This is a genomic window from Caenimonas terrae (assembly GCF_042655405.1).
Classification (GTDB): Bacteria; Pseudomonadota; Gammaproteobacteria; order Burkholderiales; family Burkholderiaceae_C; genus Ramlibacter; species Ramlibacter terrae_A.
The window spans coordinates 41,133-56,271 of the sequence record NZ_JBHSMF010000002.1 but is presented as its reverse complement, the minus strand read 5'-3'; the positions used below and the strand labels follow the sequence as shown (position 1 = coordinate 56,271).

Below are 15,139 nucleotides of genomic sequence, written 5' to 3'. Positions count from 1 at the left end.
CGGTTCGGCCACGGCATGACACCAGCCGGGCGGGCAGTGACCCGGCTGGCGAGGGCGGCTAGTTCGAGCCGCTGCCGGGCCGCACCCGCTGGGCCCGCATCACCGAGGTCGTGCGTTTGAGCTTGGCCAGCACCGCATCGAGGTGCGCCTTGTCGCGCACCGCGATCACGAAGCGCAGGTCGGCGGCGTCCTGGGCCTCTTCGTCGCCCATGTCCACATGGGTGATGTCGGCCTCCGCCGCGGCCAGCGCCGCCGCCACCCGTGCCAGCACGCCCTTGCCGTTGACCACCGTCACCAGCACGCCGGTCTCGAACGGCCGCACCGGCTCGTCGGACCACTCCACGCTGATGAAGCGCTCGCTGTCCTTGTGCTGCAGCCGCTTGGCGACGCCGCACTCCTCGGTGTGCACCACCAGCCCTTCGCCGCGCCCCAGGTAGCCGACGATGGCGTCGCCCGGCACCGGCCGGCAGCAGCTGGCGAACTTCACCGAGGCGTTCTCGCTGCCGTCCAGGACCACCTCGCCCTGCGACACGTTCTCGTGCGCGGTGAAGCGCTCGCGCGTGAGCAGCAGCGCATCGGGCTTCTCGCCGCGCTCGGCCAGCAGCGTCATCAGGCGCTTGCCGACGATGCTGGCGATGCGCTTGCCCAGGCCGATGTCGGTGAGCAGTTCGGCCCGGCTGCGGCTGCCGGTGAAGCGCAGCAGCTTCTCCCAGATCGGCTGGTGCGCCTCGTCGTCGGCGGGCAGCTTCTCCATGCCTTCGGCGCGCAGCGCCTGCGTCAGCAGTTTCTCGCCCAGTGCCTGCGACTCGACCTGCGCCAGCGTCTTGAGGTGATGGCGGATCTTCGAGCGCGCGCGGCCGGTGCGCACGAAGCCCAGCCAGGCGGGGTTGGGGGTCGACACGGCGGCCGTCACCACTTCAACCACGTCGCCGTTCTTCAGCTCGGTGCGCAGCGGCACCTGCACGCCGTTGATGCGCGCCGCCACCGTGCGGTCGCCGATGTTGCTGTGGATCGAGTAGGCGAAGTCCACCACCGTGGCGCCGCGCGGCAGCGCCATGATCTGGCTCTTGGGGGTGAACACGTAGACGGCGTCGGGGAACAGGTCGATCTTGACGTGGTCCCAGAACTCGGCGGCGTCGCGCGTTTCGTGCTGGATGTCCAGCAGCGACTGCAGCCATTTGGTGCCGAGCCGGTCGGCGGCGTCGCCGTCGGGTTCGGCCGCCTTGTACAGCCAGTGGGCCGCCACGCCCGACTCCGCCACCACGTGCATCGCCTCGGTCCGCATCTGGAATTCGACGTTCACGCCCGAGGGACCGACCAGGGTGGTGTGCAGCGACTGGTAGCCGTTGACCTTCGGGATCGCGATGTGGTCCTTGAAGCGGCCCGGCACCGGCTTGTAGATCTGGTGCAGCAGGCCGAGCGCGGTGTAGCAGTCGATCACGCTGGGGACGATCACGCGGAAGCCGTAGATGTCGGTGACCTGGGCGAAGCTCAGGTGCTTCTCGTCCATCTTCTTGTAGACCGAGAACAGCGTCTTCTCGCGGCCGGCGATCCGCACCTGCATGCCGGCGCCGGCAAAGGCCGCCTCCACTTCGCGCTGCACCTTCTGGATCAGGTCGCGCCGGCGGCTGCGCGCCTTGGCCACCGCCTTGTTCAGGATCTGGTAGCGCCACGGCCGCAGGTGCCTGAAGGACAGCTCCTGCAGCTCGCGGTAGGTCTGGTTCAGGCCCAGGCGGTGGGCGATGGGCGCGTAGATCTCCAGCGTCTCGGAGGAGATGCGGGTCCATTTCTCGCGCGGCACGTCGTCCAGCGTGCGCATGTTGTGGGTGCGGTCGGCCAGCTTGATCAGGATCACGCGCACGTCGCGCGCCATCGCCAGCAGCATCTTGCGGAACGACTCCGCCTGGTTCTCTTCCCGGGTGTTGAACTGCAGCTTGTCCAGCTTGGTCAGGCCGTCGACCAGGTCCGCCACCGGCGCGCCGAAGCGCTCGATCAGTTCCGGCTTGGTGACGCCGCAGTCCTCGATCGCGTCGTGCAGCAGGGCGGCCATCAGGGCCTGGGCATCCAGCTTCCATTCGGCGCACTGGGCGGCAACTGCAATCGGGTGGGTGATGTAGGGCTCGCCGCTGGAGCGCATCTGCCCCAGGTGGGCCTCGTCGGCGAACCGGTACGCTTTTCGCACCTGCTCGATTTCCGCCGGTTCCAGGTAATCGAGCCGGGCCGTCAGGGCCGCGAAACTGGCCGCCGCCGCGTTGGCCGCGGCAGGGCTGGGCAGGACCACTGCGGGCCTGCCCTTCTTGCCGGGAGGAGATTGGACGACCGCACTCATGCCCTAACTGTAGCGCGAGGCCCCGCGAGGCGTGCACGCCAGCAAAAAAGCACCGCGGCGCGGTGCTTTTTTCGGGAGCGCGGGCGGTCCGTTCAGCCGGGCACCTTCTTGAGCATCTCCAGGCCGATCTTGCCTTCGGCGATCTCGCGCAGGGCGGTGACGCCGGGCTTGTTCTTGCTCTCGATCTTGGGCGCGTGGCCCTGGCTCAGCATCCGCGCGCGGTAGGTGGCGGCCAGCACGAGCTGGAAGCGGTTGGGAATCTTTTCCAGGCAGTCTTCGACGGTGATGCGGGCCATGTATTTCTCCGGTGAAATGAATGGTTGACGACCCCGGTGGGGATCTGTCAGCTGATGTTGAGGGCCTTGAAGGTGTCGGCACGGGCGCGGCGCTGGGCCGAGAACTTCAGACGCTGTGCGTGAACGATGGCCTTGAGGTCGAACAGGGCCCGTTCAAATAACTCGTTGATTATAACGAAGTCGAATTCCCTTGCCTGCGTCATCTCCACGGCGGCGTTCTTCAAGCGCACTTCGATCACTTCGGGGGAATCCTCCCCGCGCCGCTCCAGCCGCGAGCGCAGCTCCTCCCAGCTCGGGGGCAGGATGAAGATCAGCACCGCGTTGGCGAAGATGCGCTTGATCTGCAGCGCGCCCTGGAAGTCGATCTCCAGGATGACGTCCGCGCCCTGGGCGATCCGCTCCTCGATCGCCTTGCGCGAGGTGCCGTAACGCTGGCCGTGCACATGGGCCCACTCGACGAAGGCGCCGGCCAGCACCATCTGGTCGAATTCGTCGGCGGACACGAAAAAGTACTCGCGGCCGTGCTTTTCCTGGCCGCGCGGCGGCCGGGTGGTGTGGGAGACGGAGGGCTGGACCCGCGAATCCAGCTCCAGCAGGGCCTTGACCAGGCTGGATTTGCCGGCCCCGCTGGGGGCGGCGACGACGAAGAGGTTGCCGGGGTAGTCCATCAGAGAATTGCCGTCATTCGATGTTCTGGACCTGTTCGCGCATCTGCTCGATCAGCACCTTCATGTCCACCGAAATCCGCGTCAGCTCCAGCGCCGCCGATTTCGACCCCATGGTGTTCGCTTCCCGGTGCAGCTCCTGGATCAGGAAGTCCAGCCGCTTGCCGACCTCGCCGCCCTTCTTGATCAGGCGCTCGATCTCGTCGATGTGGGAGCCCAGCCGGGTCAGTTCCTCCGCCACGTCGATGCGGATCGCGAACGAGGTTGCTTCCGTCAGCGCGCGGTCCTGCGCCGCTTCGGTGGGGACGCTGCCCGCCGCGGCCGCTGCCGCCGCTCCTGTCCCCAATGCCATCGCCTCCTTCCACCGTTCCAGGAAGCGGGCGCGCTGCTGCTCCACCAGTTGCGGCACCAGCGGCAGCGCCTGCTGCGCCAGCGCGCGCAGCTGCTGCAGGTGGCCCAGCAGCATCGTGGCCAGCCGGGCGCCTTCGCGCTCGCGCGCCGCCAGCAGCTCTTTCAGGGTCCTGGCCGCCAGCGCATTGACCGTTTCGGTCCAGTCGGTCTCGCTGGCCTGCTCGCCGGAACCGAGCCTGATCACGTCGGCCACGCTCAGCGACGCCGCCTCCGGCAGCCACGACCTGACCGTGTCCTGCAGGGCGTTGAGCCGCTGCAGGGTGCGGGGATTGGGCTCGCGCAGGGTGTCCGAGCCGGGCGTCTCGATCCCCGCCCGCACTTCCACCTTGCCGCGTTTGAGCTTCGCAGTGAGCATTTCGCGCAACACCGGCTCGTGCTGGCGCAGGTCTTCGGACAGGCGGAAACTGAGGTCCAGGAAGCGGCTGTTGACAGAGCGGATCTCAAGCCCCAGGCGGCTCGCGGCGCCGGCCTTGGCCTCGCTGCCGGTCGCTCCAGCCCCCGGACTTTGCTGGGCGCTGGCATAACCGGTCATGCTGTAAACTGGCATCGAGACGTTTCTATTCAGTAAGTGACGGGATTGCCCAGAGAATAACCGGGTCAGCTCCAGACCCCGAATTCTTAAATTATGTCAAAGGTCAAACCAGCGCCGCTTCCCCCCGATACCGTGATTGGTGGCTATCGCGTGGTGCGCAAGCTGTCGGCAGGCGGGTTTGGCGTGGTCTACCTGGCGGTCGACAACGAGGGCCAGCAGGTCGCGGTCAAGGAATACCTGCCGTCCTCGCTGGCCAGCCGCGCGCCGGGCGAGCTGCTGCCGCAGGTGCAGGCCGAAAAGCTCTCGCTGTACCGCCTGGGCCTCAAGAGCTTCTTCGAGGAAGGGCGCTCGCTGGCGCAGATCTCGCACGCGTCGGTCGTGAGCGTGCTGAACTTCTTCCGCGAGAACGAAACCGTCTACATGGTGATGAACTACCTGGAGGGCGCGACCCTGCAGGATTTCATCATCACAGCGCGCGAGCTCAAGAAGCAGAAGGTGTTCCGCGAGTCGACCATCCGGTCCCTGTTCGACGAGATCCTGCGCGGCCTGCGCATCGTGCACCAGCACAAGATGTTGCACCTGGACATCAAGCCCGCCAACATCTTCATCACCGACGACAACAAGGCGGTGATGATCGATTTCGGCGCCGCCCGCGAGGTGCTGTCCAAGGAAGGCAACTTCATCCGGCCGATGTACACGCCGGGCTTCGCGGCGCCGGAGATGTACCGGCGCGATTCGTCGATGGGCCCGTGGACCGACATCTACGCCATCGGCGCCTGCATCTACGCCTGCATGCAGGGCTACCCGCCCAACGATGCGCCGCAGCGGCTGGAGAAAGACCGGCTGGCGCTGGCGCTGTCGCGGCTGCGCGGCGTCTACTCCGACAACCTGATCGAGGTGGTGGAGTGGTGCATGTCGCTGGACCCGCTGTCGCGGCCGCAGTCCGTGTTCGCGCTGCAGAAGGAATTGAGCCGCGAAGGCGAGCGCCGCTACACCAAGCTATCGGTCGGCGAGAAGATGCGGCTGCAGTTCGACAACATGGTGTCGGACAGCAAGAGGAGCGTGCGCAAGGCCACCGGCTTTGGCAGCGCCAAGGCAAAGTGAAGCGGGGCACGTCATGAAATTCTCCGTCTTCCAGATCAGCCGCAAGGGCGGGCGCGAAAAGAACGAAGACCGCATGGGCTATTGCTACACGCGCGAATCGGGGCTGTTCGTGCTGGCCGACGGCATGGGCGGCCATCCGGAAGGCGAGGTCGCCGCCCAGCTCGCGCTGCAGACCATCTCGGCGCTGTACCAGAAGGAGGCGCGGCCGATCGTCGGCGACGTCACCGAATTCCTGGCCACGTCGCTCACCGCCGCGCACCACCAGATCATCCGCTACGCCAGCGAAAAGGGCATGCTGGACACGCCCCGCACCACGCTGGTGGCGGCGGTGGTCCAGGCCGGCTCGGCCACCTGGGTGCACTGCGGCGATTCGCGCCTGTACGTCGTGCGCGACGGCGAGCTGCTCACCCGCACCCGCGACCACTCCTATCTGGAGCAGCAGAGCGCCGGCGTGATCCGGATGGACCGCATCAACCGCAACATCCTGTTCACCTGCCTGGGCTCGCCGACCAAGCCGGTGTTCGACGTCACCGGCCCGATCGTGCTGCAGCAGGGCGACAAGATCCTGCTGTGCTCGGACGGCCTGTGGGGCAGCATCAACGACGTGGACATCGTGCGTCACCTGAGCACGCAGTCGGTTTCCGATGCGGTGCCGGACCTGGTGGAGCTGGCGCTGCGCAACGGCGGCGACCACTCGGACAACGTCACGGTGATCGCCTTCGAATGGGAGACGCCGGACAGCTTCGAATCGACGCGCGGCATCTCCACCGACAGCATTTCGGACGGCGTGTTCGCCTCCACCATCCAGGCCGGCGTGCTCGACACGTCGATGGAAGACCTCGACGACGAAGCCATCGAGCGCTCGATCGCCGAGATCAACGAGGCGATCCGTCGCTCCGCCGCGCGCAAGACCTGAGCCGCGTCGCCTTCTTTTTTTCGAGACTGCAATGACTGAATTCGCACGTAGCGGCGGCCGTGCCGCCGACCAGCTGCGCCCGGTGCGCATCACCCGCGGCTACACCATCCATGCCGAGGGCTCGGTGCTGATCGAGTTCGGCGACACGCGCGTGCTGTGCACCGCTTCGGTCGAGGACAAGGTGCCGCCGCACAAGCGCGGCAGCGGCGAGGGCTGGGTCACGGCGGAATACGGCATGCTGCCGCGCGCCACCCACACCCGCAGCGACCGGGAGGCGGCGCGCGGCAAGCAGAGCGGCCGCACCCAGGAGATCCAGCGCCTGATCGGCCGCTCGATGCGCGGCGTGTTCGACCTCAAGGCGCTGGGCGAGCGCACCATCCAGATCGACTGCGACGTGCTGCAGGCCGACGGCGGCACCCGCACCGCGGCGATCACCGGCGCCTTCGTGGCGGCGATGGACGCGGTGGCCAAGCTGATGGCGCAAGGCAAGCTCGCCAAGTCGCCGATCGTCGGCGCGGTGGCGGCCGTGTCGGTGGGCATCGTCGAGGGCACGCCGCTGCTGGACCTGGAATACATCGAGGACGTCGCCTGCGACACCGACATGAACGTGGTGATGACCGGCCTGGGCCACTATGTGGAAGTGCAAGGCACGGCCGAAGGCGCGGCGTTTACCCGCAAGGAGATGGACGAGCTGCTGCGGCTGGCCGAAAAGGGCATCGCCGAACTGGTCGAACTGCAGCGGATGGCGCTGCTGGCCTGACATGAAACTGGTGCTGGCCTCGAACAACCGGGGCAAGCTGGCCGAGCTGCAGGCCATGCTCGCGCCGCTGGGGGTGGAACTGGTGCGCCAGTCGGACCTCGGCGTTCCCGAGGCGCAGGAACCGCACCTCACCTTCGTGGAAAACGCGCTGGAAAAGGCGCGCAACGCCGCCAGGCACACCGGCCTGCCGGCGATCGCCGACGACGCCGGCCTGTGCGTCGATGCCTTCGGCGGGCTGCCCGGCGTGGACACCGCCTTCTACGCGACGCAGTTCGGCTACGCCAAGGGCGACGACAACAACGTGCGCGCGCTGCTGGAGCAGATGAAGGACATCGACAACCGCAAGGCGGCGCTGGTCAGCACGCTGGTGGCGGTGCGCTCGCCGCAGGACCCGGAACCGCTGATCGCGGTCGGCCGGGTCGCCGGCGAGATCGCGCGCGAGCCCGTGGGCAGCAACGGCTTCGGCTTCGACCCGGTGATGTTCATCCCGCGCTTCGGCCAGACCTTTGCCCAGCTGCCGGTGGAAGTGAAGAACGCCAGCAGCCACCGCGGCATGGCGGCGCGGCAGATGCTGGAGTTGATGCGCGAGAGGTGGTCGCTGTGATTCCGATCGTGCCGGCCGGTGCGGACGCGGCGGCGCCGCGCGACCTGCAGCAGTCGATGCGGCCCGGCACCCTGCAGCTGTCCTCGCTGCCGCCGCTGTCGCTCTACGTCCACCTGCCGTGGTGCATCCGCAAGTGCCCGTATTGCGACTTCAACTCGCATGAAGCCAGGGGCGAGATCCCGGAGCAGCGCTACATCGACGCGGTGATCGCGGACCTGGAGCAGGCGCTGCCGCTGGTGTGGGGCCGCACCGTCCACAGCATCTTCATCGGCGGCGGCACGCCCAGCCTGTTCTCGCCGCAAGCCATCGACCGGCTGCTGGGCGACATCCGCGCCCGGCTGAAGCTGGAGCCCGACTGCGAGGTCACGCTGGAGGCCAACCCCGGCACCTTCGAAAGGGACCGGTTCCGCGCCTTCCGCGGCGCCGGTGTCACGCGGCTGTCGATCGGCGTGCAGAGCTTCAACGACGAGCACCTCAAGGCGCTGGGCCGGGTGCACGACCGGCGGCAGGCCATTGCCGCGGTGGAAGAAGCGGCCCAGTCCTTCGACACCTTCAACCTCGACATCATGTACGCGCTGCCGGGGCAGCAGCTGTTCCAGGTGGAGGAGGACATCGGCATGGCGCTGTCCATGATGCCGCCGCATATCTCGATCTACCACCTGACGATCGAGCCCAACACGGTGTTCGCCAAGTTCCCGCCCAAGGTTCCGGAGGACGACGCGGCCTACGCGATGCTGGACCGCATCACCGAGATGACCGCCGGCGCCGGCATGGAGCGCTACGAAGTCTCGGCCTACGCGCTGCCCGGCCACCGCTGCTGGCACAACGTCAATTACTGGCAGTTCGGCGATTACCTGGGCATCGGCGCCGGCGCCCACAGCAAGCTCAGTTTCGCCCACCGCATCGTGCGGCAGGTGCGTTTTCGCGAGCCCAGGCTGTACATGGACAAGGCGCTTGCGGGCAACGCGGTGACGCAGGACGTGGAGGTGGCGCGGGCGGAACTGCCCTTCGAGTTCATGCTCAATGCGCTGCGGCTGCGCGACGGTTTTGCGCTGCAGGATTTTTCCGCGCGCACCGGGCTGCCGCTGACGGCGATCGCGCAAGCGCTGGACGAGGCGCAGGCCAAGGGCCTGATCGAGCGCGACCTGCAGCGCGTGCGGCCGAGCGAACGCGGCTTCGATTTCCTGTCGGACTTGCAGGCTATATTCCTGCCATCCTGAGTTGTTGTTCCAGGGGGGGATCGATGCACGTGACATTCCAGTCCGGCTGGGGCCGCGCCGCCTTTGCCTTGTTCCTCGGCGCGTCCGTGCTGCTGGCCGCTTGCGGCGGTGGCGGTGGCGGCGGGAGTGAAGCCGTCACGCCGCCCAAGCCGGTGCCTCCCGCGGTCACCGCCCAGCCCGCCAGCCTGAGCGTGCCGGCCGGCAGCAGCGCCACCTTTGCGGTCACAGCCACCGGCGACGCGCCACTGGCCTACCAGTGGTTGCGCAACGGCGCGGAGATCGCGGGCTCGACCCAGGCCAGCTACACCGTCGGGGCGGTGGCGATGGCCGACACGGGCAGCCGGTTTTCGGTGCGGGTCAGCAACGCGGCCGGCAGCGTGTCCAGTGCCGAGGCGGCGCTGACCGTGACGCCCGCACCCATCCCCAACGGCATCAGCCTCGCCGCCGGCATCATGGACCGCAAGGGCGCCCTGGACGGCGTCGGGAGCGCCGCCCTGTTCAACAATCCGAACGCGCTGGCGTTCGATGCGAGCGGCGTGCTCTACGTCAACGACGATGGCAACCGCACCATCCGCAGGGTGACCCGGGACGGAACGGTTTCCACCATCGCCGGCACCGCCGGTCTCGCCTCCTCGACCGAGGCGAACGAGGCCCTGGCGACGATCAAGACCGTGCCCGGGTCCGATGGCGGGCTCTACTTGGGGGTCTTTGGCCGGTTTGTCAGCGCCGCTGGCGTGGTGACGCAAATTGCCTTGCCGACGACCCCGTACCTGTCGCATTTCTCAGCCGCGCCCGACGGAACGTTTTACGGTGCGTCATCCACGGCGGTGTATCGAATCGACCTGTCGACCCAGCCAAGCACGGCGGTGCTGATCGCGGGGCTGCCGGGCAACATGGGCACGACCGACGGCCGGGGTGCGGACGTGCGCTTCTTCGACATCGGCCGCATCCTCGCCGATGGCGCCGGCAACATCTACGTGTCCGAGCCACGCATGCACATGATCCGCAAGATCGCCCCCGATGGGACGGTCACCACCCTGGCCGGCCAGGCGAACGTGCAAGGAATCGTCGACGGCAAGGGCGCCGCGGCGCGCCTGAGCTACCCGGTGAACATGGCGCTGGATGCTGCCGGCACGCTGTGGGTGGCCGACACCGGCTCCGGGCGCTTCCGCAGGATCTCGCCGGCCGGCGATGTCACGACGCCGTTCGGCATCGACCGCTCGCTGTTTCCCGCGTACGAGGTGCCCATGGCCTTCGGTCCGGAGGGTGACCTGTACTTCAGCGCCGGCTACGGGGTGCAGCGCGTCAACGCCGCGGGCGTCGTTTCCACTTTCGTGGGCCAGGACGGTCCGGCGCCGGCCGCGAACGCCATCACCAACATCGGCGGCCTCGCCGTCGACCCGGCCGGCAACATCGTGGTCGCGCGCGTCGACAGCCAGGCTGCTTTCCAGCTGGGCAAGTACAGCCCCAACGGCGAGCGGCTTGCATTCCAGGTCTCGGTGCCGACGCCGTCATTCAACATCATCACGCCGCTGGACGTTTTCTACGCCACGGTCGGTGCCGATGCGCAGGGCAACCTGTGGGTCGCCAATCCCACCACCGTCGGGCTCGGGTCGATCAACACCGTCGCCGCCGTCGGCGGTACGGTCAATCGCGTGGCACCCGACGGCACGGTGACCTCGCTGCTGTCGTGGGGCGTGGGCAGCGCAGGCGCGATCGCACCGGCTTTCCCGGCCATCGGGCGGGACAACATGCTGTATTTCGTCGACCTGATGACGAACAACCTGATGCGGTGGAATCCCGTCACCGGCCTCGCGGTGCTCGCGAACCTGGGGCCGAGCGAGCCGACGTTCTTCCTGACGCCCTGGTTCATCGCCGCCGACGCGGCCGGCCAGGTGTATGTGATCAAGAACGCGGTGTTGCAGCGGGTCGACAAGGGCGCGCTGGTGACGGTCGCGGGCATGAACGTCCCCGGTGATCAGCGCAGCGTGGACGGCACCGGGACGCAGGCGCGATTCTCCCGCGCCTCCGCGATGGTCGCCGACACCGCCGGCAACCTGTACGTTGCCGATTACCACCTCATCCGCAAGGTCACGCCGGCCGGCGTGGTCACCACGGTGGCCGGCCAGCGCGGCAGCGTCGGACTGCGGCTGGGCGCATTGCCCGGCTCGCTCGGCGAACTCGGCGCGATGTCCATCGGACCCGATGGGGTGCTGCACGTGATGTCGGGTTCGGCGCTCGTCAACATCCGGTTCTGAGGCGCCATCGTCAGGCCGCGCCAAGGGCCTGATCGAGCGCGACCTGCAGCGCGTGCGGCCGACGGATCGGGGCTTCGATTTCCTCAGCGACCTGCAGCAATTGTTTCTGCCGTCCTGACCCCGTCAGCCTGCAGTCGGGCCGCAAGCTTCCGGTCAGTTGTGGGTCAGTGCTCCGTCAGACCCGCATCGGGACTTTCCCTCGGTCAGTGCCGATCCCCCTGCCGGGCGAGGCCCACTGCCCTAGGATGATTTGCGCCGAATGTCTCGGCGCATCCATCTTCGGGGAAACAACAATGCGATCGCTCATCGTTCCTTTCATCGGCGTGGCCTTGCTGGCCACGGCTTGCGGAGGTGGAGGCGCTTCCGGCCCCACCCAACTCGGCGGCGTGACGCCGGTCACCGGCGTGGGGGTGGGAACCAACTTCGGCTTTGACCTGGGTCTGGTCTCCGGCAACCGCTATTACTTCACCGACCGCAACAACGCCTCGGTCGACGTGTTCGACACCGCGACCAGCGCGCAGGTGGGGCAGATCAAGGGCACCGGCGCCAACGCATTCGCCGGGGTCGCGCTGACGAGCACCGGCTCGGTCGACAATTCCAGGTCGGGCCCGGACGGCGTGAACGTCGTCGGCAACATGCTGTACGCGGGCGACGTGAATTCGGTCAAGGTGATCGATCCTGCGACCATGCAGGTGGTCAAGACGATCACGGTCGGCACCGGCGGTACGCGCGCCGACGAAGGATGCGTCGACGCCGTGCACGGCATGTACATGATTTCCACGCCGGAGGCGGCCACGCCGTTCGCCACCTTCATCAACACCGCCACGCAGCAGGTCGTTGCGCAGGTCACCTTCACCGATCCGGCCGGCAATCCCGGCGGCGGGCTGGAGCAGTGCCGGTACGACCCGGGCAGCGACACCTTCTACGTGAACAATGACGGCACCACCGCCAACCCGCACGGCGAACTGAACGCGCTGCCGGGGGCCGCGATCCGCGCCATCCCCGCCGGCGGAACCGTCAATTACACGCAGCTGGCCGGCATGCGCGCCTATCCCGAAGGCAACTGCGACCCGACCGGCCTGGCCCTGGGCCCGGGCAATGACATCGCCGTCAACTGCCGGGAAGGCACCACCGGAGCGCCGCTGCTGGTCCAGATCATGGACCGCACCAACGGCAACATCCTGGCCTCGCCGAACGCCGGCGGCGGCGACCAGCTGGAATACGACAGCGCGACCAACCGCTACTACAGCGCCGCCAGCCGCTGGACGGCCTCCGGCATGGCGTCCACCGGCGGCGGCTGCAGCGCCGCATCGCCTTGCACGCCGGTGCTGCAGATCATCGACGCGGCAACCCGCACGGTGGCGCTGCGGCTGCCCTCGGGCAACAACGCGCACTCGGTCGCGGTCGACGGCGCCACCTTCAAGGCGTTCATGCCCGTGTCCTCCGGATCATCGCCGGGCGGCTGCTCCACCTGCACTGCCTCGGACCCGGCCGGCCTGCTGACCTTCTCCACCAAGTAGCGCCCACCGCGGCGGTACGCCTCTTCGCCCACAGCGCAGGTCATGCTCGCTGTGGGCGTTGTCGCATCTGCTGCAGCGCGGACCCGGCCGTGTGATGGCAATTCGCAATGCATCGCAGCGATAGGCGAACTTTGGTAGACACCCCCGGGCATGGGGGTGGTTTTTTTACAATGTTTTGCTCAGGTCGAGCTCAGGAACTGCGAGGCCCGGCTAGCCTTGGGTCCGGATTCGCGGATCGCTGTCGGTCTGCGACCGGAACAAGGGAGTCGCCATGAAGAACTGGTTTCGCTGGCAGTTTGCCGTGCGGGCGGCGTGTTGCGCCGCGCTATCGGCCCTGGTCGCGTGCGGCGGTGGCGGGGGCGGCGATTCGCCGCCGCCGGCGCCCGTTCCCGTGGCGCCATCGCCGCCGGCGCCAGTTGCCGTGGCACCATCGATCACGCAACAGCCTGCCAGCCAGTCGGTGCTTGCAGGGGGCACTGCCACGTTCACCGTCGTGGCCGCCGGCGACACGCCGCTGAGTTACCAGTGGTTGCGTGACGGCGTGGCGGTGAGCGGGGCGACGCAGCCGACCCAGGTCGCCGGTGCGGTGAGCGTTGCCCAGGACTCCGGCTCGCGCTGGTCCGTGCGTGTCGCGAATGCGGCCGGCACGGTGACCAGCGCTGAAGCGGTGTTGACGGTCACGCCCGAGTCGATTCCGCTCGGTGTCAGCTTCACGGCGGGTGCCACCCCCAGCACCGGCAATCTCGACGGCAAGGGCCGCGACGCGTATTTCGACGAACCCGCCGGGATTGTGTTCGACGCCGCCGGGACCGCCTACGTCTCGGACTTGAACAACGCCACGATCCGCCGTGTCGCTCCCGACGGCGGCGTGACGACGCTGGCCGGCCTCCCCGGCGTCGTCGCCGGGACCCGGGTCAGGCAAGACGGCACCGGCAGCGGGGCCACGTTCGTGGCACCGGAGGACATGGCGATGGGGCCCGATGGCGCGCTCTACGTCGTCGACAGCGGCAGCCTGCGCCGGGTCACGACCGATGGCGTGGTCACTACGGTGGCGGCGCCGGCACGGCTCGCTGCTGTCTCGTCCGCCTTCGACGGCGCCCTGTACATGGCGACCCCGACGGCGATCTACCGGATGGTGCCCGGGTCCGCCGCAACCCTGGTGGCCGGACAGGAGGGCGTGAGCGGCTCGGCCGACGGCGTCGGCGCAAACGCCACTTTCTACCAGATCGCCGACATCGCCGTCGATGCCGCGCGCACCATCTACGTCTCGCAGCCGCAGACGGCGACCATCCGCAAGGTCGCGCCCGATGGCACGGTGAGCAGCCTCGCGGGCACCTACGGCCAGTTCGGGTCGGTCGATGGCGTTGGGGGAGCTGCGATGTTCAGCATGCAGACCACCCTGACGCTCGACCCCGCGGGCAACCTGTGGGTGGCGGAGATCGGCTCCGGGCGCTTCCGCAAGGTGACGCCGTCCGGCGAAGTCACCACGCCGTTCGGGCCTCGCGCCTTCTGGGCCTCGCGCAACGGGCCGCGCCTGCATGTGCCGCTGCTGTTCGGACCCGACGGCAAGCTGTACTTCGGGGTTGGCGCCGGCATCTCGCAGATCGACGCCGCCGGGACGATCACACCCATCGCCGGACAGGACTTCCCGGTAGAGGCGGGCATCGGCCCGGTCAGGGCGCTTGCCGTGGACGCGCAGAGCAACGTGGCAGTCGCGTCGCTCGGCTCCGGGGCGCTGCATCTGATCAAGTACACCAGCGCTGGGGAGAAGCTGCCGTTCCAGCAGGCGCTGGCGGTCGAGGATTTCATTCCATTCGCAGCCCTGGCCGGCGACGGGCCGGGCAACCTGTACGTCTCGTCGGCCACGACCCGCCAGCCCAACATCAATGTCATCATCCCAACCGGCGGCTGGATCGACAAGATCGCCCCCGACGGAACGCGGACCCCGCTGGCGTCCTGGCCCGCCGGCAGCGCGGGCGCGCTGGCCCCCGGCTTCATGACGATGGGCCGCGATGGCGCGTTCTACTTCATGAACCTGTTCAACGCCGACATCGTGAAGTGGACGGCCGCCGCGGGCCCCGTCGTGCTGGCCAATGACGGGCCGCCCATGCAGCTCTTCAGCCTGCAGTGGCGGATCATCGCCGTGGATCCAGCGGGCAAGGTCTACCTGATGAAGAGAGGCGTGATCCAGCGGATCGAGAACGGCGCGCTGGTCACGGTGGCCGGTGTCGCCGGCGAAGTGGGCACGGCCGACGGCGCCGGCACGCAGGCCCGCTTCACCATGGTGCCGTCAGCGATGGTGACGGACTCCGCCGGCAACCTGTTCGTCGCGGACGGTGAAGTGGTGCGCAAGGTCACGCCGGACGGCATGGTGAGCACCGTGGCCGGAGTGCGTGGCCGCTTCGGTTTGCGCCCCGGCGCGCTGCCGGCGAGCCTCGCCACGCTGGGCGCGATGGCGATCGGGCCGGACGACGTGCTGCATGTGGTGTCGGGCAATGCGCTGGTGAAGATCCGGCTGCACTGA

General features: G+C 68.2%; 12 protein-coding genes. 8 read left to right on the top strand and 4 right to left on the bottom strand.

The window, feature by feature from the left end; all coding sequences use genetic code 11:
* Window positions 1-58 precede the first annotated feature (58 nt).
* The 4 genes from ACFPOE_RS00255 to ACFPOE_RS00240 form a co-directional block, all read right to left on the bottom strand.
* Complete coding sequence (locus tag ACFPOE_RS00255) at window positions 59-2,329, bottom strand: RelA/SpoT family protein (protein ID WP_376847986.1); 2,271 nt, start codon at window positions 2,327-2,329, stop codon at window positions 59-61.
* 92 nt (window positions 2,330-2,421) lie between these two features.
* Window positions 2,422-2,625, bottom strand: coding sequence for a DNA-directed RNA polymerase subunit omega (gene rpoZ / locus ACFPOE_RS00250; protein WP_077592946.1), 204 nt, complete (start codon window positions 2,623-2,625; stop codon window positions 2,422-2,424).
* 47 nt (window positions 2,626-2,672) lie between these two features.
* Window positions 2,673-3,293 (bottom strand): guanylate kinase, encoded by a 621-nt coding sequence (gene gmk, locus ACFPOE_RS00245; RefSeq protein ID WP_376847985.1) that lies wholly within the window; start codon window positions 3,291-3,293, stop codon window positions 2,673-2,675.
* 13 nt (window positions 3,294-3,306) lie between these two features.
* Window positions 3,307-4,248 (bottom strand): YicC/YloC family endoribonuclease, encoded by a 942-nt coding sequence (locus ACFPOE_RS00240; protein ID WP_376847984.1) that lies wholly within the window; start codon window positions 4,246-4,248, stop codon window positions 3,307-3,309.
* Window positions 4,249-4,326: 78 nt separating this feature from the next.
* On the opposite strand from ACFPOE_RS00240, the gene ACFPOE_RS00235 reads away from it, so the two are divergent.
* The 8 genes from ACFPOE_RS00235 (at window position 4,327) to ACFPOE_RS00200 (ending at window position 15,139) form a co-directional block, all read left to right on the top strand.
* Window positions 4,327-5,337, top strand: a complete 1,011-nt coding sequence (locus tag ACFPOE_RS00235) for a serine/threonine protein kinase (RefSeq protein WP_376847983.1) — start codon at window positions 4,327-4,329, stop codon at window positions 5,335-5,337.
* Between the two features lie 13 nt (window positions 5,338-5,350).
* Entirely contained in the window at window positions 5,351-6,253 is a 903-nt protein-coding gene (locus ACFPOE_RS00230) for a PP2C family protein-serine/threonine phosphatase (protein WP_376847982.1), read from the top strand.
* A gap of 31 nt (window positions 6,254-6,284) precedes the next feature.
* Complete coding sequence (rph, locus tag ACFPOE_RS00225) at window positions 6,285-7,013, top strand: ribonuclease PH (RefSeq protein ID WP_376847981.1); 729 nt, start codon at window positions 6,285-6,287, stop codon at window positions 7,011-7,013.
* A 1-nt stretch (window position 7,014) separates the two neighbouring features.
* Window positions 7,015-7,617 carry an RdgB/HAM1 family non-canonical purine NTP pyrophosphatase gene (gene rdgB / locus ACFPOE_RS00220; RefSeq protein ID WP_376847980.1) on the top strand — a complete coding sequence of 201 codons (603 nt, stop codon included), beginning with the start codon at window positions 7,015-7,017 and terminating at the stop codon, window positions 7,615-7,617.
* A 56-nt stretch (window positions 7,618-7,673) separates the two neighbouring features.
* Window positions 7,674-8,837: a radical SAM family heme chaperone HemW gene (gene hemW / locus ACFPOE_RS00215; RefSeq protein ID WP_376848779.1), complete on the top strand. Its 1,164-nt coding sequence runs from the start codon at window positions 7,674-7,676 to the stop codon at window positions 8,835-8,837.
* A gap of 23 nt (window positions 8,838-8,860) precedes the next feature.
* Window positions 8,861-11,095, top strand: coding sequence for a hypothetical protein (locus tag ACFPOE_RS00210; RefSeq protein ID WP_376847979.1), 2,235 nt, complete (start codon window positions 8,861-8,863; stop codon window positions 11,093-11,095).
* Between the two features lie 293 nt (window positions 11,096-11,388).
* Window positions 11,389-12,615: a YncE family protein gene (locus tag ACFPOE_RS00205; RefSeq protein ID WP_376847978.1), complete on the top strand. Its 1,227-nt coding sequence runs from the start codon at window positions 11,389-11,391 to the stop codon at window positions 12,613-12,615.
* 271 nt (window positions 12,616-12,886) lie between these two features.
* Window positions 12,887-15,139: a hypothetical protein gene (locus tag ACFPOE_RS00200; RefSeq protein ID WP_376847977.1), complete on the top strand. Its 2,253-nt coding sequence runs from the start codon at window positions 12,887-12,889 to the stop codon at window positions 15,137-15,139.